Consider the following 16,568-nt stretch of genomic DNA (forward strand, 5'->3'; position numbering starts at 1 on the left):
ATGAAAGTCAGTTTAACTAAAATAACTGGATCAATACTTGGGCGTCCTACCTCTGAGTACATATCTTTCACCAAGTCATAAATGAAAGTGAAGTCAATGGTAGCCTCCATTTTACGAACCAAATGGTTCGGTGGCACCAGTTGATCTAAAGTAATCATTTCAAGTTGATCTCGCTGAATAGAATCATGTTTAGAAAGCATCCTCATCACCTCAAGTTTTAATCCTTCAATTTTAAAACAAAAATGACTCCAGTCAAAAGTGTTCTATCTAAAAGGTAAGACAAAGTTGATTGGAACGGAAGGTACGAGACTCCTGCGGGAAAAGCGCGTCTAGGGGAGACCCCGCAGGCAAAGCCGAGGAGGCTCCCCGACCGCCCGCGGAAAGCGAGTGCCTGGAGTGGAAATCAACGTCTAAATTGTACAGGCCATAAAAATAGACAAACTCGATTTTCATCGAGTTTGTCTACAGTCTGAGGCAGCCAAATGGCTGCCTTCTTATTTTTCATTGAACCAGACAAGCGTTAATGCTTTCCTCAAAGTCCTTCATGTATGTTTGAACTTGCTCCGAATATTGATTCTTTAGGGTGAGCAGCAGGCTTTCTATCAAAAATCTTCGTGGTGTGTCGGACTGCATCAGCTCATCCTGGATAAAGTCGACCAGCTCAATGGCCCTTGTCCGATTTTCACCGCAGGGAAAAGCTGTATTGATCGCCTTTTTTAATTCCAAGGTTGCCTTCAATAAATCATTATGGCAAGGGTAAAGATTGTTTTCAAACTTCGGGAACCACGTATCCATTAAGTCGGGATCAAGAATTTGTTCCTTGCTTTTTGCCGCCTCATCGACTGTTTGGATGATTCGGTTCATGCAGTAGCGGATAATTTGTATCTCCGGCTTCGGGACTTCATTCGCCTTATGATTGAAGTAATTCATATGGGTCATCATCGAGTGGAAAATGATGACGCAATCCAGAAGATAGTTTTTTTTGCTTTCCCCGAATATATCGAGGAAACGGCCATGCATCCAGCGTATGCTCAGCAAAAGGATTTGATTGATGAATTGCTTTAATTCTTCATCGTTGGAAACGCGGACTTCTTCGATCAGGATCAGCAATTTGCTTTGCTTGTTGCCCATCATTTGCAGTTCGAGCTGCTGAATGAAAATTTCAATATCGGCTGAATCTTGACCATCCAGCAGTTTTTCCCGATCATGGCGGATCCTTTTGTAGAAGGATCGGAAAATGGCGATAAATAATTCACCCTTCGAAGGGAAATAATTATAAAATGTACCTTTTGAAATGCCGCTGCCGTCTAAAATATCTTGGATGGACGTGGCTTGGTAGCCCTTTTCAATAAATAGCTTATGAGCCGTATCGATGACATTCTGCCTTCGATTCTTCATCGTATCACCTTAATTTCTTTATACTGCTTGTATAAAAGTAATCGTACTCTATTTTTAATCACAGCACAAACCCTTATTTAAACCATGAAATTTTTATTGCAAAAAATAGACCAGAGGTATATTATTGATTTTATGAGATTGGGGTGTACCCGTCGTATAATTAAATGAACCAATTGTTTGAATGGAGGAATAGATAAAAAGTGAGTACTGCACAAACAAAAGAACAAAAGGGCTCTTATGGCATTTTGATCATCCTGATGATCGGTGCGTTCATATCGATATTAAATTCGACCCTTTTAAATATTGCACTGCCATCAATTAAAACGGACTTGGGAATTGAGACATCAACAGTCCAATGGCTGACAACGGGCTATATGCTCGTCAATGGAATCATGATTCCCACAACAGCCTTCTTAATAAGGAAATATTCGGTACGTAATCTCTTCCTGACAGCCATGCTGCTATTCTCCATCGGTACGATCGTTGCCGGTGTAGCGGAAGTCTTCCCATTATTATTGGGGGCTCGTATGGTTCAGGCTGCGGGGTCGGCAATCATGATGCCGCTATTGATGAACGTGCTGTTAACTTCTTTCCCTGTCGAAAAACGGGGATCGGCCATGGGATTATTCGGTTTAGTCATGATGTTTGCCCCTGCAATCGGGCCGACGCTTTCAGGCTGGATCATTGAACATTATGATTGGAGAATGCTGTTCCATTTCATTACTCCGCTTGCGTTACTCGTGCTCATTTTTGGTTTCTTTAAACTAAAAGACCATAAGGATAAAGTCGATATTCACATTGATAAAATATCGGTCATCCTTTCAAGCTTGGGCTTCGGCGGCTTGCTGTACGGATTCAGTTCCGCAGGCAGTAAGGGCTGGGATAGCCCATGGGTATATGGGACACTTTTAGTCGGTGCCGTTTCCCTGGTTCTTTTCATTACACGCCAGCTGAAAATGGAAACGCCGATGCTTGAATTCAGGATCTTCAAGCACCCAATGTTCGCGCTATCCGCAACGATTTCAATCGTGCTGAACATGGCAATGTTTTCTGGGATGATCTTAATCCCGATGTATACACAAACAGTGCGTGGCATTTCACCATTTGATTCAGGATTATTGATGCTGCCAGGTGCCTTATTAATGGCCTTGATGTCACCGGTTACCGGTAAGCTTTTCGATAAGTTCGGTGCCCGCATCCTTGCTTCAATCGGCTTGCTCATCACTGTAGCAACTACGTATTACTTAAGTAAATTATCAATGGAAACATCTTATACAGAAATTGTCATTCTGTTTTCCGTTCGTTCATTCGGGATGTCAATGTCCATGATGCCGATCATGACAAATGGATTGAACTCGCTGCCAGCCCGTATGAACCCGCACGGTACAGCCATGAACAATACACTGAACCAAATCTCCGGTGCCATCGGTACAGCATTGCTTGTTACGGTCATGTCTAACCGTGCAGCTTCAACCGGTGAGGAACTAATGACGAAAGCAATGAGCAAATTAACAAGCCAGCCCTCCGCTGAGGTTATGGCACAAATGAAAGCCCAAATCGGGATGCAGGCCATGCTGGATGGAATTAACTTCTCCTTCCTTGTTTCTACCTTCATTGCGGGCGTGGCGCTGATTTTAACCATATTCATTAAGCGTGCCTGGCCGGCTGAAGAAAAGCCAGCCGAGAAAAAAGAACAAACCGCTTAATGTGAAAAAGCCCCCATATGATCTGCTTCGGCAGCCATATGGGGGCTTTTTCCATGCCATTTCAAAAAAGTTCCGGGCCATCATCCCCAGCCATTTTTCTGTCCGGAATCGAACTGTTGTTTAATGGCAAGGTGAAGGCTTTCAGATAACTCTTTGACTTGTAACACCCGGTTCACTTTATCACGATTGAAACGGTCATGGAATTTGACGTCATTGACCAAAGCAACCGAAACCCGCTGCGGATGGGGCTCGATCAATTCCATCGCGTCATGCGGCGAGATCATCCCTTCCTTCAGCACCCTTAACAGGAATCCTGTGTAGCCCGTATTTCTAACTTGGACGATCAAGCTGGGCACCTCATATTTGGCCGCAAGTTTATAGCAGGGATTACGCGGCTCGGATATTTGGACAATGGCTTCGCCAATTGAAAAAATATCACCGATATGGGCTATATCTTCCGTCAGGCCGCTGACCGTGAGATTTTCGCCAAAAAGGGCGGTATCGACCATATTATGAAAAACAGGCCTCCAATGTTCATAATGGTCTAACGGGTATACACATAAGGCCTTATTTTCCCCGCCGTGATGTTCATAGGCTTGTTCATCTCCAGCCAAACCCACCTTGCTTAAGAATACTGGACCATTCACTGGCTCCTTTTTAATTGCGGATCGATACACCTTTTTTCCGAATTGGTAGGTTTCCGTTTTCCCCATATTCAAGGATATCACTTCATATCGCTGTACAAGCATCTCCACTCGCCCTCCATCTGCGCTTGTTTTATGACCATTATACAAAAAGGCGAAGAGCCGTGCCATTTTGTTGGGAATGACACGGCACCTTCTTAGATCATGAGGTCACTTCGTCGTGAGCCGGCTTAGCATGCTGGATATGACTGGTTATCCAGCCGATGACCGCTGCAATAACGAGGTAAGCAAGCAAGATCACTATTTGTGTTTGCAGGTTTTCCCAGCCGCCTAATGAAATGACTTCTTGAAGCTCCTGCAGGGAGTGGGCCATAGGTAAAAATTGACCGATTTGCGTCAATAATGACATGCCCAACTCGCCTGGGAATGTTCCGCCGCAGGTAGCCAATTGAAAAACAAGAAGGGTGACGGCTGCGAATTTCCCGACCACGCCGAATACGGTGACCAGCATGAGAATGAACGTCATGAAGGTAAAGGAAACGATGATGCTTGATAGGATGAATACAGGGACACTTGCGACATGCAAGTGGAAGCCAAGTAGGACGACTGCATCCACCAGCAGTGCCTGGATCAAGCCGATTACATAGACAAGCCCCAGCTTATTTGTAAAATGGACCGTTCCGGTCACCTTGAGATTCTGTCTGCGGCCGAGCGGCAAGATATTTGAAGCCATGATGCCTCCTACATAAAAGGCTAAAGATAGGAAATACGGTGCAATTCCCGTTCCATAATTAGGAACCTCGGAAAGATTGGATTGGACCAATTCAACAGGTTCAGAGAACATCGTCGTGGTCGAATCATCATACTGCAAACTGGCCGTTTTGTCGGCGGCATCATTTAGCTTCGTCGATAACTGCTTCGATCCGGTTTCCAATGAAGCCAGTCCGTCTTGAAGATCCATCGTGCCGCGTGCGAGCCTGTTGCTTCCGCTTGCAAGTGAATCGATTCCGCCCTGTAAACTGGTGAAGCCGTTTGACCATTGCGAGAACCCACTGGCAAAATCAACAGACCCGTCATGTAATTGCTTAGCCCCAGACTGGACTAGTGTCATTTTATCGCCGAAGGTTTTCATCCCGGCCTGAATCGCATCTTGCCCATCAGCCACTTTGGCAGCGCCCTCGCCCAGCTGCTTTTGTCCGGACTGTAACGTGGCGGCTGCTTTGGATAATCCATCCGATAGGGCAAGAATCTGCTTGAAGTCTTGATCCTTTATTGCATCAGGATGACTCTTGCCATACTCAGCCAATTGTTTTTTTAGCGTATTCGCCGTTTCGGCTGCCTGGTCCTGGCCTTGGCTTAATTTTTCATTACCGGCTGACCAGTTCTTCACCCCTCGGTTAAGATCCTTCATCCCATTTTCCAATGATTGATGTCCAGTCGAAAGCTGCTTCATCCCGGAATACAAGCTCTGGGAACCGTCCGAGATCCCGTCGGCCCCGTTAGCCAAGGCATCTTGCCCATCCACAAGCTCGTTGCTTCCCGATTGCAGCTTCTCGGCACCACTATTCAAAGCTTGAATGCCGTCCGATAACTTCTCACTGCCGCTTTTCGCAGCCACCGTTCCTTGATGAAGCTTTTCCGCCCCATCCCCGGCGTCGGCCAAGCCTTTTGAAACATCCTGGAACTTCGAGAGGATGCCTTCCGAATAGACTTTTGTTATGCTTGCATTGATTTTTGTCGTCATCTTTTCAACCGCTGTTGTGCTGATCTGTGAGGCAACGAAGTTCTTGCCAGGATTGACCGTATATAAAAGCTTGGCCGTTTCCGGTTTTTCATCCATTAATGTCGTGACGTTCTTGGAAAAATCCTTCGGAATCGTCACGACCATATAATAGGTACCTTTTTTAAGGCCGGTATCAGCCGCCTTTTGCGAGATGAAGTGGAAGTCCAATTCTTTTTGCTTTTTCAATTCCTTGACGAAGTCTTCACCCGCTTCGACCGGCTTATCGTCCATCATCGCGCCTTTGTCATGATTGACGACAGCTACTGGGAGCTGATCTAACTGTCCATAAGGATTCCAATAGCCTGCCAGGAAGAAACCTGAGTATATCAAAGGAACGACCAAAAGGAAGATCAACGCGATTCTCCCGTGTTTGTGCATCCACATTGCTTTAATATCATGTAATACAAGTTGTATACCTTTCATTATCGAACCTGCCCTTTCCAACTAAATGAGATTATTTCATCATAAGGGCTTTTTTTAATGCTGTATAATACATAATTCATTATGTAATAATAGATTTAAATCTATATGAAAAGAGTGGGGAAAGTGGAATTATTGCAGCTTCAGTATTTTCAAACCGTAGCGCGCCTGGAACATATGACGAAGGCCGCCGAAAAGCTTCAAATAGCCCAGCCCTCCCTTAGTAAAACGATATCTCGCCTTGAAGAGGATTTGGGAGTATCACTATTCGATAGGGAACACCGGAAAATCAGGCTCAATGCAGCCGGGAGAAAATTCTTGAACAGGGTCGACCGGGCTTTTGCCGAACTGAATGAAGGCAGGCGTGAAATCGAGGAATTAACCGATCAAGGCCAAAAGAACATCACGCTGGCCGTCACCATTCCCAGGGTCCTGCCTGATTTATTGGGCACTTTTCTAACCAAATATCCGGATGTCCGCTTTCAGCAATTCCTGAAATCGATAACATCCATGAAGCAGCTGCTCATTGAAGGAGAAATCGATTATTGCATTTCGTCCGTCCCGATTGAAGGAGCAGATATTAGGTGGGAGCCCTTGATCACTGAAGAAATATACTTGATCGTGCCACCGGATCACCGATTGGCAGGCAGGGAAAGTATTGAACTGCATGAAGTGAAGGATGAACCGTTCATCAGCATGAACACAGGCTTCGGATTTCGCAGCCTAACCGACCAATTTTGCCTGGAGGCCGGTTTTGTCCAGCACATCGCGTTTGAAGGCGATGAACCGGCTGTCATCTCCGATCTGGTCAAAAAAGGACTGGGCGTCGCCTTTGTATCCGAACTCACCTGGCTGCACCAAACGGGATCCTCTTCACATAAAATCCGGATAACCGAGCCGATGTGCCAAAGGACGATCGGTCTATGCTGGTCGGAAAAACGCTATTTCACCCCAACAGCCCAGCAATTCCGCCTATTTGTCATCGACTACTTCTCAGCGGTCAACAGCCTTAGGCTGAAGAAGAAGGACGAATAAAAGGGTGAGGCGGCCGAAAAAAAGGGCGTGAGGGTCGAAAAAAAGGTGTGGGGGTCGAAAAAAATGGCGTGAGGGTCGAAAAAAGGGTGTGTAAGGACGAATTAAATGGCATGAAGGCCGAAGGAGGGGGAAGACGATTGCAGAAGATAGAAAAAAGTGAATTTGGAAAGCTGTTGCCTTACCTATATAAAAGTAAGGAACCATGCCCGACATTTGCTTTCTCGGTCCTGGAACGGTTCATTCCGGGATTTGTTTATGCCGATGATTCCGATTCGCCCAGAACGATTTTTGTGGGAACGGATTCGGGTTTGTATTTTGTTGGCGGGGTGGATTCGAATGATGAGTTCCATAAGCACTTTTTGAAGTTTTGCAGCAGCAAGCTGAAAGAAGGAAGGCGGTTTACGCTTTTTTCAGGGAATGGTGGTTGGGACGGGCGTATCTTGGATTGCTTCAAGAAAGAACTGAAACAAAGCAGCCGATATTCCTTTACCTTTCATCCCGAAGAGTACGATGTCGAAGAGATTCATCTGCAGGAATCATTCACTGTACACAGGCTTGATGAAGTAACGATAAGGAGCAGCCGTGAGTTCAACCTTGAATACTATGAGCGTTTTTGGGGTTCGGCAGAACATTTTCTGGAAAAGGGATTTGGCTATTCCGTGATGAAGGGGGATGCGGCACTGGCAGGTGAGTGCACGTCGATTTTCAGGGGAAAGGTCTATGCCGAAATCGATATTTATACCAATGACGAATATAGGGGAATGGGTGTAGCCAAGAAGGCGGGCCAAGCCTTTATTGATCATTGCTTAAAAAATGGGATGATACCTCGCTGGGATTGCAAAGTTGAAAATCTTGCATCCATGAAGCTGGCAGATCGATTGGGATTCCATGATCCTAGCGTCTATTCCATTTTTGTGAAAAATCAGCAACAATTATAAAAGGGAATGGATGGCGCCCATAGGCCTATGACAGCTAACCGGTAAAATATGTTAAACTGGAGGAGGGGAGTGGATTTCATGCTGATTTTAGTGCCGTTGCTGATCGCTTTCATACCGGGAATGGTTGTTTTGACGCTCACTTGGTGGCTTCGTAAAAGAGGTTTTTCGCCCTTCATAATAAAGCTGCCAGGGACCGTATCAATGATGGCTGCCTTCATTTTATTTTATATCGGATATGTCCAAATTAGGGGATTTGAGGGGGCAGCATACGGGATTCTATCCTTTTTCCTCATTTTATTTGCTTTTCTATCGTTCATGATCGGAAAAAAGGTTCGTGTCTAGTATTGGAAGGAACAAGAGGGGTGCCCGGTGCATGCCTCTTATTCCTGTCCGCCCTCTTTAAATGTATTGCTTATTTTATAGACAGCATCAACTGGTTTGTTCGTGATGATCTCAAGTAATTGTTCCGCCATATAGTCTGCACTATATTCAAATCCAGTGTGGACCCATTCGATGATCATGCCCAAAATGGCATAGGCTTGGTAGCTGGAGGCAAGTTCTTTATTAATTTTAGGGTTCGGCCGGTAATCCTCCAGGTCCTCCAATGGAAGCTTCTTTAATTCCTCACAAATTCGATCATGTAAAGTCGGCAATGCGTTCGACTTTAGGACGAGTGTATAAATGTCGGCAAAGTTAGCGACATGTTCGAATATTTTGATCACTGAAGCCGTGAGCTCATTGATCGTGAACACATCGACATGTTTATAAGGCTCGCGGTAAGAGATGATCAAGTCTGCGATGACGTCCTCCATCACTTCTTCGAGCAGCTCCTCTTTGTATTGATAATGTTTATAGAAGGTACCGCGATTCAGGTCGGCGAGCTCTACGATGTCTGTAATCGATATTTCCCTGAAATCCTTCCTCTGCATCAACGATATGAGGGAAGCCTTTAATGTCTTTTTGGTTTTCCTGATTCTTCTATCAATCCCCATGTTTTGATTGGTCATTTTCAACACCCCTTGTTCCGTTAATGATCAAAATGCATCCTGACTGTTCATTGTTCAACATCTTGAGCTGCATTTGCTGATTGTATAACGTTATGGAAACTAATTATACTATAAAGGAAGGTAGTTAATGAACATTTGTACACTAAGTTACATTTTTATAACAATCATTCATTGGGGGAGATTAGATGAAATTACAGGACAAGGTTGCCGTTGTCACAGGTGCGGCTTCAGGTATGGGTAAACAAATTGCAAAGCTTTATGCAAGAGAAGGTGCCAAAGTCGTCGTATCGGATGTGAACCTAGATGGCGCGAATGAAACGGTCGAAGAAATTAAAGCGTCTGGCGGGGCGGCACTTGCGATTAAAACGAACGTGGCATTGGAAGAGGATATTCAGCATTTGATCGATACGACGGTTGGTACGTTCGGTACGGTCGATATCCTCGTCAATAACGCCGGCATCATGGATGGCATGGAACCGGCAGGTGATATTGAAGATGCTAAATGGGAGCGGATTTTTGCCATCAATACGACGAGCGTCATGCGCGCGACCAGAAAGGTGCTGCCGATCTTTTTGGAAAAACAAACAGGCGTGATCATCAATATCGCTTCCGCCGGCGGTCTACATGGCGCTCGTGCAGGGGGAGCATACACGGCATCGAAGCACGCAGTGGTGGGCTTCACGAAAAACACGGGCTTCATGTACGCGGACAAGAACATACGCTGCAATGCGATAGCACCGGGTGGAGTTGAAACCAATATCGGCTCAAGCATGACGAATATCAATGGATTCGGTGCATCTCGTCAGCAATTGGGAATGGCTATCAATCCCCGCAATGGAAAACCTGAGGAAATCGCGAAAATCGCTTTGTTCCTGGCTTCTGAGGATTCAAGTTTCGTCAATGGCACCGTCATTACAGCGGATGCAGGGTGGAGCGCCTATTAAACGAGTGATCAATTATAATGACTTCTGCAAATTACGGATTGCAGAAGTCTTTTTTTATGGAAGAGAGGAGGAAAAAGAGGGAACGGCGGACCATTAGCAGAAGTTATAACGGAACGGAGGGATCATATGGTCACATTCAGGAATGCAGAAACGACGGACTTAAGCGAAATCGTGAAAATGCTCGCCGACGATGTATTAGGTCAGGAGCGGGAGCGATATGAAAACCCGCTTCCAGAAAGCTATATCGATGCCTTTCAATCCATTGATTCCGATCAGAACAATGAATTGATCGTTGCCTGCCTCGATGGGCGAATCGTCGGGGTGCAACAGATTACCTTCACTCCATATCTTACGCATCAAGGCGGTTGGCGAGCTACGATCGAAGGGGTGAGGACAGTAGCTTCAGAGCGGGGGAAGGGCATTGGAAGCCAGTTGATTCAATATGCAATCGAGCGTGCGAAAGCGCGTGAATGTTTTATCATTCAGCTGACGACAGATAAAAAGCGGGAAGATTCGCTGCGTTTTTATGAACGCTTAGGATTCACGGCCACTCATGAAGGGCTGAAGCTGAAGCTTTAAGGGGGTGATTGCATGATAAAAGGATTATATGAAGCGCATTTACCTGTGCGTGATTTGGCTCGTTCGATAGCATTTTATGAAGCACTTGGCTTGCAGCTGGATCACAAGGTGGAGGACGATTTGGCTTTTTTATGGATTGAAAAAGATAAAAGCTGGCTCGGTCTATGGGAAACGGAGAAAGCGGAGGTTGAGTATCATCCTTCATTGCGCCACATTGCTTTTCAAGTATCCTTGGAAGATTTGAAACGCTCTGTCGCATGGCTGGAAGGCAAGGGGTATAAGCCGAGGGAGGCTTTTGGCTTTGAACCGGTCGAGCCTTTCGTGATGCCTCATGGGGAATATGCGCATGCGAAAATCCATTTCAATGATCCGGACGGCAATAGCTTGGAGCTCATTTGCAAGCTGGAAAACCGCAAAAAGATCATGACACGGATGTATCTAAGTGAATGGGAACGAATGCAGGAAGGATAACTTCCATGCGAATCAAGGAGGAAGCTCATAAAATGAATCAGAAAGCGGCATTATATTGGAATGAATTTTGGGAAAAGAAAGGCGCAGAAATGCCAAAGTCAGTCAGTGCGTGGCAATTCGGCGCTGATCCCGATCAGTTGGCTCAATTGGTGATCGACGGGATAAAAACGGCAACGTGCTCCGGTCATGTTTTTTATGAAGAGGAAAATGAACCATTGCCTTCCGTAGGCGATTATAGCATTATTTTAAGCAGCGAGGATATTCCTTTAGCGATCATACGAACAGTGAATGTCGAAAAGTTGCCGATGAATGAAGTGAGTGAGGAGTTCGCGATTGCAGAAGGTGAAGGCGATGGAACGTATACATACTGGTGGAATGCACATGAACATTTTTTTAAAGAAGAACTGCACAAAATCGGCCACACCTTTAAAGAAGATATGCTCCTCGTTTGTGAGCGGTTTGAACTGATACATGTGAAGTGAACGCTGAAAGCCTGATGATGGACGATACAAAAAAAGAAGGAGCAGGACCTGACCTGCTCCTTCTTTCTAAATTAATCGAGAGTAAATGTATCCGTGTGTTGTTTGTTATTCTTTTCCCATGTTACGGAAATTCTATAGGTTAATCCCTTTTTAGGAGCATCTGCTTGGTAAAAGTCAGGGTAGACTAAAGGGTTAATTTTGTTGACTTTACCATCCTCGCTTTCACCAGGAGTAAAGTCGGTTACCTCAACTAAGACTTTATCACCTTCCTGGAAAATCACCTTTTTAACTACGGCATCTTTATTCTTGCTGCTCTGCTTAATAGAAGCCACCCATCCATACCCTTCACTAGGATCTCTAAGTTTTTTGTAGGTTGCTTTCCACATGCCATTCTCAGACTTCCCCGATATTTTTCCTGAAGAACTATACATATAAAGCCCTACAAAGATCACAAAAAATAATATTCCGACAATGAATATATTTTTTTTCTTCAAACATTTCACCTCATCGCTGGAAAAGTTCTCATCGCTTTAAGAAAGCATCTTTATTAAATTTTCCCAAAATAGTTATATATTGATTATAATTAAGGGTGCCGTCCGAACAATAGGTCTAAAGATCCATTTCTTTAGTCGGTCGTGCTTATGTTGTTTTTTTCTAGTCAAATGGGGTGTCAATCTGACAATCTATCATTTTCCTGTAGGTTTAGTCGTCCCTACATTTGAGGCACAGAAAACGCCAACCTATCGGAAACACACCTTCACTTTATGGTAAGATTAAGGTTGCTAGTATGTTTTTTGCAGAAAGCGATGAATTTGGAAGTTGATGGACTGTTCTTTTGAAAGGAGTGTTTTACATGCAGTTGACGATTATGGCGACGGGGGACAATGTGAAGGCGATCTCTTACTTATTGTCGAAGAACCCGAATAACCTCTATGAAAGAAATCATAAAGGGCATTTAGTGCGCCTTTTTTATAGTAAGTGCTCGGAAACGGAATTGGAGGCGACCATCTTTGTTACCCCCGACCCTCTGGAATTAGTGAAAAGCGATGCTCATTCGTATGATATCACCCACTACATAAATGATCGCGAATTTGCGGTTAGCAGCATTTTTTGCTCATTGATCAGGTCTGCATTGGGGACAGCATTGAATGGACAGCCGAAGGAGGAATACGCAGAGTGGGTGACACATCCGTTTGCGTTCCAGTTCGACTTCGGTCCGGTCGTTTCTGCTCTTTCGGACCGGCAATTATGTGATCTATTCGAGCCGATTGGCTATGAAGTGAAAATTACGCGTCCCGAAATCCAATATTCCTTCGATATGAAGGATAAGAGTTCGGCAAGGTTTATTTCCTTGAAGGGCCTGAAGACGTTACAGGAAGGGTTGAGGCATTTGTTTGTCTTGATTCCGGTCATCGACGATTATAAGCATTATTACATTGACGAAAAGGAAATTGAAAAACTTGAAAGATATGGCGAAGGCTGGCTAGAGAATCATCCCATGCGCGATTTTATCTATCGCCAATCCCTTAGATTCAAGGAAGTATACAGCATTGTCGAGAACAAGAAACCTGAAAAGAAGCAAGCTGAAAAAGAAAGTAAGGTTCGGTTGAATGACCTTCGCTATGAAAGAATCGTGGATACGGTAAGTGAAATGAATGCAAGAAGCGTGGTCGATTTCGGGTCAGGCGAAGGAAAGCTTTCCGTACGGCTCGGGTTTGTCAAGGGGATCAAAGAAATCCTGGCCGTCGAGCCATCCCAATCTGCATCTCTCAAAGCATTAGAGCGATTCGATAAAGTGAAGGATAAAGAAAAATTCGTCGTGCCCGAGACACTATGGGGCTCACTTTTTTATTATGATGAAAGATTGAAGGACAAGGATGTCATCATTTTATGCGAGGTCATCGAGCATATCGACGAGCACCGCCTTCCTAAGGTGATGGATACGATCTTGCACGATTATCAGCCGAAAGCCCTGATCCTTACAACGCCAAACCGGGAATATAATGAGGTATACGATATGGAGGACGTTCTTCGACATACGGATCATCGTTTCGAGTGGACAAGGGCGGAATTTCAGCAATGGTGTGCAGCGCGGAATCATCGCGGCTACTACGACCTTCGCTTCGAAGGAATTGGTGATGATCATGTCACACAAGGCTGTCCGACTCAAATGTGCGTTTTTGAAAGGAAGGTGGACGAATAATGCCTATCGTATTGCCCTATGCAGGAATTGTCTTGTTGGTTGGTCCATCCAATAGCGGTAAAACAACTTTATTAAAAAGCATGATCGAAAAAGAAGAGATTGTACCCTCGGAGGTCATAAGTTCGGATGATTTCAGGATTATGGTCAGTGACATCGAATTCATTGATTGGCGTGATCGGGCAAAGGACGAAGCGGAGAGTCTGATGGACGAATATCAAACGATTTCAGCGGAAGCTTTTTCCATGATGGATGCCGTCATTGAGGCTAGATGCCGCTTGAATAAATTGACCATGCTCGATGCAACCAATCTTCATCCAGACGATCGGAAGCGATATATCGCGATTGCCCAAAAGCATCATGTACCCGTTCAGGCGATTGTACTCGATACCCCTGAAGAAGTATTGCTTGCAAGGGATGGGGGAAGAGAGCATCCAAGGGGAAAAAGGCGTATCAAACAGCAATGCCAAACGTTCAAAAGAGAAAAGCGAAATTTGAAAAAAGAAGACTTTTCATCGATCTACACGATTAAGGAAGCAGAAAACCTTGACGTCAGCAGGAATACGAATCCTCTTGAAAAAGACATCGGGCACGGTATCGATATCATCGGAGATATTCATGGCTGCCATGAAGAGTTGATCCTCCTGCTTGAAAAGCTCGGCTATCAAAAAAATCAGGAAGGTCTTTATCTGCATCCGGATGGACGGAAGTTCGTTTCAGTTGGAGATGTCATGAGCAGGGGGCCGGAGTCGCTTAAAACGATGCTCTTTTTCCATGAACATGTTCAAAAGGGCGTTGCCTACATGATTGACAGTAATCACGGCTGGAAGATTGCCAGATGGCTGGATGGAAGAAACGTCACCTTACATCATGGCGATGAAAAGGTGGCAGAAGACTTCAAAAGGTACGAAGAAGAGCATGGCAGCGAAAAAACGGCGGAAACGAAGCAGGCGCTTAAAAAATTCCTATTGCAGGCGCCTTCGCATTACGTATTCACCAAGAATGGCGTGCAGACCGTGATTTGTGTGCATGCCGGAATCAAGGACGCATTCATCGGAAAACAATCCGAGGCGATAAGCGACTTTTGCCGGTATGGCGATACGGATGGCTTCGATGAAAGAGGAAAGCCCGTGCGCAAGGATTGGTATAATTCCCATAAGAAAAGCACGCTTATCGTCTGGGGACACGATCCCAAGCCGCAGCCGCTTTTGATCAACAATACCATCAATATTGATCAAGGTGCCGTCTTTGGCGGGGCACTTACCGCCTTCCGCTATCCGGAAGGGGAAGTCATATCCGTACAAGCGAGTCAAAACCATTCCGGCGATGACGAAAACCCTTTGAAAGAATGGGAAAGAAACAGGCTGAATCCGCCTAATCTCGGGAGATTCATCAACGGCTATTCGGTCTTGACAGAAAAAATGGGTGAGATCAAGGTCCAGCAGGACATCGTAAAATCGGCCATCGATAAGCTGTCCCACCATACGATACCAATTGAACAATTGATCTATATCCCGCCGACGATGAGCCCGACACCGAGTCCATCTTCAGACGCTCACTATTTGGAACATCCAAGAGAGGCGATCGACTATTATAGAAGCAATGGGATCCAAACCATGATTGCGGAAAAGAAGCATATGGGCAGCCGTGCCATCCTTTTCCTATTCCGGGATATGGAAGCATCGAAAACATATACCGGCTTTGAATCATTGGGAGTTATCCATACGAGAACGGGAAGGCGTTTCTTCGACGTTCAGACGGAGGAACAGCTTCTCTTCAAAATCAACCAGGATTTGCATGAAAGCGGCTATTTTGAAACGTATGATACGGATTATGTCCTACTCGATGCTGAAATCATGCCATGGAACTTAAAGGCAAAAGAGCTCATCAGCCGTCAATATGCCCATGTATCCGAAAATGCGATTCTTGACCGCACGATGCTAAAGGACAAACTGGAGGCAGCGTCTCTGGAAAATGCCGATATACATGGCTGGCTGGAGGAGTATGAGCTGAAACTGGAAAACGCCCATACGTTCAAAGAAGTTTTTCAAAAGTATTGCTGGGATATTGAGGATATGGATTCGATCCAAATCGCACCATTCCATGTGCTCGCCCATAGTGATCAAGCCTTCTTCGATAAGCCTCATACTTGGCATATGGAGAGAAACCAGGAGTTCGCAAAGTGTTCAAGTTTATTCGTCGAAACCGAATATAAATTGATCACGGATGAAGCGAGTGAAGAAGAGGTCATTAAATGGTGGGAGGATATCACCAGCGAGGGCCATGAGGGGATTGTCATCAAGCCTGAATTCTTCATGGCAAGAAATAAAGGCAAGCTACTGCAGCCTGCGATTAAAGTAAGGGGAAGAAAATATCTGAACATCATTTATGGCATGGACTACTTGCTTCCGGCAAACCTGGAGAGGCTGAAAAACAGGAATACGGGCAAAAAGCAAAAATTGGCCCTGAGGGAATTCTCCCTGGGAATCGAGGGCATTCAACGATATGTTAAAGGTGAATCGATCGAGCGTGTGCATGAATGTGTCTTGGGGACGCTGGCCATGGAGTCGGACCCTGTAGATCCTAGATTGTAATGAAAGAACATGGGTTGCTGCGGCAGCCCTTTTTTTATTGAAGGGAAGCAAAGCTGAAACATTCATTTTTACAGAATAGTACAAAATGGTGGAGGCATATCATTTCTTAACGGAATGCTGCTGTTTCCCTTCTTGTAAATAATGCTTGTAAATTGGGGCTGGTTACGTTGTATCGGAATAAAAATGCCGCTCTGGTCATCATTTTGTGCATCCTGCTATTCCTCTACCTTGTTGTGATGGCCTTTCGCCATATTACGGTATACTTCGTGTATAGTTCAGGCATCGGGCCTTTATTATTTATCGGTTTGATCATCTCGGCGATCATTTTGCTTTTCTTCAGAGGTTTCAGGTGATGGCCAAAAAGTTG

17 protein-coding genes are annotated in these 16,568 nt (G+C 45.1%); 11 read left to right on the top strand and 6 right to left on the bottom strand.

Translation table 11 applies throughout. The annotated features are described in order from the left end of the window. Both AS888_RS09095 and AS888_RS09100 read right to left on the bottom strand, forming a co-directional pair. Positions 1-200, bottom strand: a 200-nt coding sequence (locus AS888_RS09095; RefSeq protein WP_061141868.1) for a transposase, incomplete at its 3' end; no start/stop codon positions are given. A 301-nt stretch (positions 201-501) separates the two neighbouring features. After that, on the bottom strand, positions 502-1,398 hold the full coding sequence (locus tag AS888_RS09100; protein ID WP_061141869.1) for a TetR/AcrR family transcriptional regulator: 897 nt from the start codon (positions 1,396-1,398) through the stop codon (positions 502-504). 200 nt (positions 1,399-1,598) lie between these two features. Here AS888_RS09100 and AS888_RS09105 point away from each other — a divergent pair, with 200 nt between their 5' ends. Then, complete coding sequence (locus tag AS888_RS09105; protein ID WP_061141870.1) at positions 1,599-3,104, top strand: DHA2 family efflux MFS transporter permease subunit; 1,506 nt, start codon at positions 1,599-1,601, stop codon at positions 3,102-3,104. A gap of 80 nt (positions 3,105-3,184) precedes the next feature. Here AS888_RS09105 and AS888_RS09110 read toward each other — a convergent pair whose 3' ends face one another. Further along, on the bottom strand, positions 3,185-3,853 hold the full coding sequence (locus AS888_RS09110; RefSeq protein ID WP_061141871.1) for an MOSC domain-containing protein: 669 nt from the start codon (positions 3,851-3,853) through the stop codon (positions 3,185-3,187). A gap of 97 nt (positions 3,854-3,950) precedes the next feature. After that, a complete protein-coding gene (locus AS888_RS09115; protein WP_061141872.1) occupies positions 3,951-5,954 on the bottom strand; it encodes a YhgE/Pip domain-containing protein in 2,004 nt (667 codons plus the stop codon). Between the two features lie 123 nt (positions 5,955-6,077). Between AS888_RS09115 and AS888_RS09120 the strand changes: the two genes are divergently transcribed. The 3 genes from AS888_RS09120 to AS888_RS09130 all read left to right on the top strand — a co-directional run bounded on the left by AS888_RS09120 (position 6,078) and on the right by AS888_RS09130 (position 8,266). Beyond that, the gene (locus AS888_RS09120; RefSeq protein ID WP_061141873.1) at positions 6,078-6,986 is read left to right on the top strand and encodes a LysR family transcriptional regulator; all 909 of its coding nucleotides are present in this window, start codon (positions 6,078-6,080) and stop codon (positions 6,984-6,986) included. A gap of 137 nt (positions 6,987-7,123) precedes the next feature. Further along, entirely contained in the window at positions 7,124-7,924 is an 801-nt protein-coding gene (locus AS888_RS09125) for a GNAT family N-acetyltransferase (RefSeq protein ID WP_185113064.1), read from the top strand. 78 nt (positions 7,925-8,002) lie between these two features. Beyond that, the gene (locus AS888_RS09130; RefSeq protein WP_061141875.1) at positions 8,003-8,266 is read left to right on the top strand and encodes a YesK family protein; all 264 of its coding nucleotides are present in this window, start codon (positions 8,003-8,005) and stop codon (positions 8,264-8,266) included. 38 nt (positions 8,267-8,304) lie between these two features. Here the strand turns inward: AS888_RS09130 and AS888_RS09135 are convergent, their stop codons facing one another. Next, positions 8,305-8,931: a TetR/AcrR family transcriptional regulator gene (locus AS888_RS09135; protein WP_061141876.1), complete on the bottom strand. Its 627-nt coding sequence runs from the start codon at positions 8,929-8,931 to the stop codon at positions 8,305-8,307. A gap of 185 nt (positions 8,932-9,116) precedes the next feature. On the opposite strand from AS888_RS09135, the gene AS888_RS09140 reads away from it, so the two are divergent. From AS888_RS09140 to AS888_RS09155, 4 genes are all read left to right on the top strand, one after another. Then, positions 9,117-9,875, top strand: coding sequence for an SDR family oxidoreductase (locus AS888_RS09140; protein WP_061141877.1), 759 nt, complete (start codon positions 9,117-9,119; stop codon positions 9,873-9,875). A 126-nt stretch (positions 9,876-10,001) separates the two neighbouring features. Beyond that, positions 10,002-10,454 (top strand): GNAT family N-acetyltransferase, encoded by a 453-nt coding sequence (locus AS888_RS09145; RefSeq protein WP_061141878.1) that lies wholly within the window; start codon positions 10,002-10,004, stop codon positions 10,452-10,454. Between the two features lie 12 nt (positions 10,455-10,466). Next, positions 10,467-10,925 (top strand): VOC family protein, encoded by a 459-nt coding sequence (locus tag AS888_RS09150; protein ID WP_061141879.1) that lies wholly within the window; start codon positions 10,467-10,469, stop codon positions 10,923-10,925. A 32-nt stretch (positions 10,926-10,957) separates the two neighbouring features. Further along, the gene (locus tag AS888_RS09155) at positions 10,958-11,407 is read left to right on the top strand and encodes an ASCH domain-containing protein (protein WP_061141909.1); all 450 of its coding nucleotides are present in this window, start codon (positions 10,958-10,960) and stop codon (positions 11,405-11,407) included. 71 nt (positions 11,408-11,478) lie between these two features. Here AS888_RS09155 and AS888_RS09160 read toward each other — a convergent pair whose 3' ends face one another. Then, positions 11,479-11,901, bottom strand: a complete 423-nt coding sequence (locus AS888_RS09160; protein WP_061141880.1) for a DUF4944 domain-containing protein — start codon at positions 11,899-11,901, stop codon at positions 11,479-11,481. A 359-nt stretch (positions 11,902-12,260) separates the two neighbouring features. Between AS888_RS09160 and AS888_RS09165 the strand changes: the two genes are divergently transcribed. The 3 genes from AS888_RS09165 (at position 12,261) to AS888_RS09175 (ending at position 16,554) form a co-directional block, all read left to right on the top strand. Continuing rightward, positions 12,261-13,610, top strand: a complete 1,350-nt coding sequence (locus AS888_RS09165) for a 3' terminal RNA ribose 2'-O-methyltransferase Hen1 (RefSeq protein WP_061141881.1) — start codon at positions 12,261-12,263, stop codon at positions 13,608-13,610. Continuing rightward, a complete protein-coding gene (locus AS888_RS09170) occupies positions 13,610-16,201 on the top strand; it encodes a polynucleotide kinase-phosphatase (RefSeq protein ID WP_061141882.1) in 2,592 nt (863 codons plus the stop codon). Before AS888_RS09165 ends, AS888_RS09170 begins: the two co-directional genes overlap by 1 nt. A 167-nt stretch (positions 16,202-16,368) precedes the next feature. Next, positions 16,369-16,554 (top strand): hypothetical protein, encoded by a 186-nt coding sequence (locus AS888_RS09175; protein WP_061141883.1) that lies wholly within the window; start codon positions 16,369-16,371, stop codon positions 16,552-16,554. Positions 16,555-16,568 lie beyond the last annotated feature (14 nt).

Source organism: Peribacillus simplex (assembly GCF_001542915.1).
GTDB classification, from domain to species: domain Bacteria; phylum Bacillota; class Bacilli; order Bacillales; family DSM-1321; genus Peribacillus; species Peribacillus simplex_B.

Excerpts from the sequence above, each read along its gene's own strand:
- AS888_RS09140 (WP_061141877.1), top strand. The coding sequence starts at position 9,117 with ATGAAATTACAGGACAAGGTTGCCGTTGTCACAGGTGCGGCTTCAGGT.
- AS888_RS09110 (WP_061141871.1), bottom strand. The coding sequence starts at position 3,853 with ATGCTTGTACAGCGATATGAAGTGATATCCTTGAATATGGGGAAAACG.
- AS888_RS09100 (WP_061141869.1), bottom strand. The coding sequence starts at position 1,398 with ATGAAGAATCGAAGGCAGAATGTCATCGATACGGCTCATAAGCTATTT.
- AS888_RS09135 (WP_061141876.1), bottom strand. The coding sequence starts at position 8,931 with ATGACCAATCAAAACATGGGGATTGATAGAAGAATCAGGAAAACCAAA.
- AS888_RS09165 (WP_061141881.1), top strand. The coding sequence starts at position 12,261 with ATGCAGTTGACGATTATGGCGACGGGGGACAATGTGAAGGCGATCTCT.
- AS888_RS09170 (WP_061141882.1), top strand. The coding sequence starts at position 13,610 with ATGCCTATCGTATTGCCCTATGCAGGAATTGTCTTGTTGGTTGGTCCA.
- AS888_RS09155 (WP_061141909.1), top strand. The coding sequence starts at position 10,958 with ATGAATCAGAAAGCGGCATTATATTGGAATGAATTTTGGGAAAAGAAA.
- AS888_RS09150 (WP_061141879.1), top strand. The coding sequence starts at position 10,467 with ATGATAAAAGGATTATATGAAGCGCATTTACCTGTGCGTGATTTGGCT.
- AS888_RS09145 (WP_061141878.1), top strand. The coding sequence starts at position 10,002 with ATGGTCACATTCAGGAATGCAGAAACGACGGACTTAAGCGAAATCGTG.
- AS888_RS09130 (WP_061141875.1), top strand. The coding sequence starts at position 8,003 with ATGCTGATTTTAGTGCCGTTGCTGATCGCTTTCATACCGGGAATGGTT.
- AS888_RS09115 (WP_061141872.1), bottom strand. The coding sequence starts at position 5,954 with ATGAAAGGTATACAACTTGTATTACATGATATTAAAGCAATGTGGATG.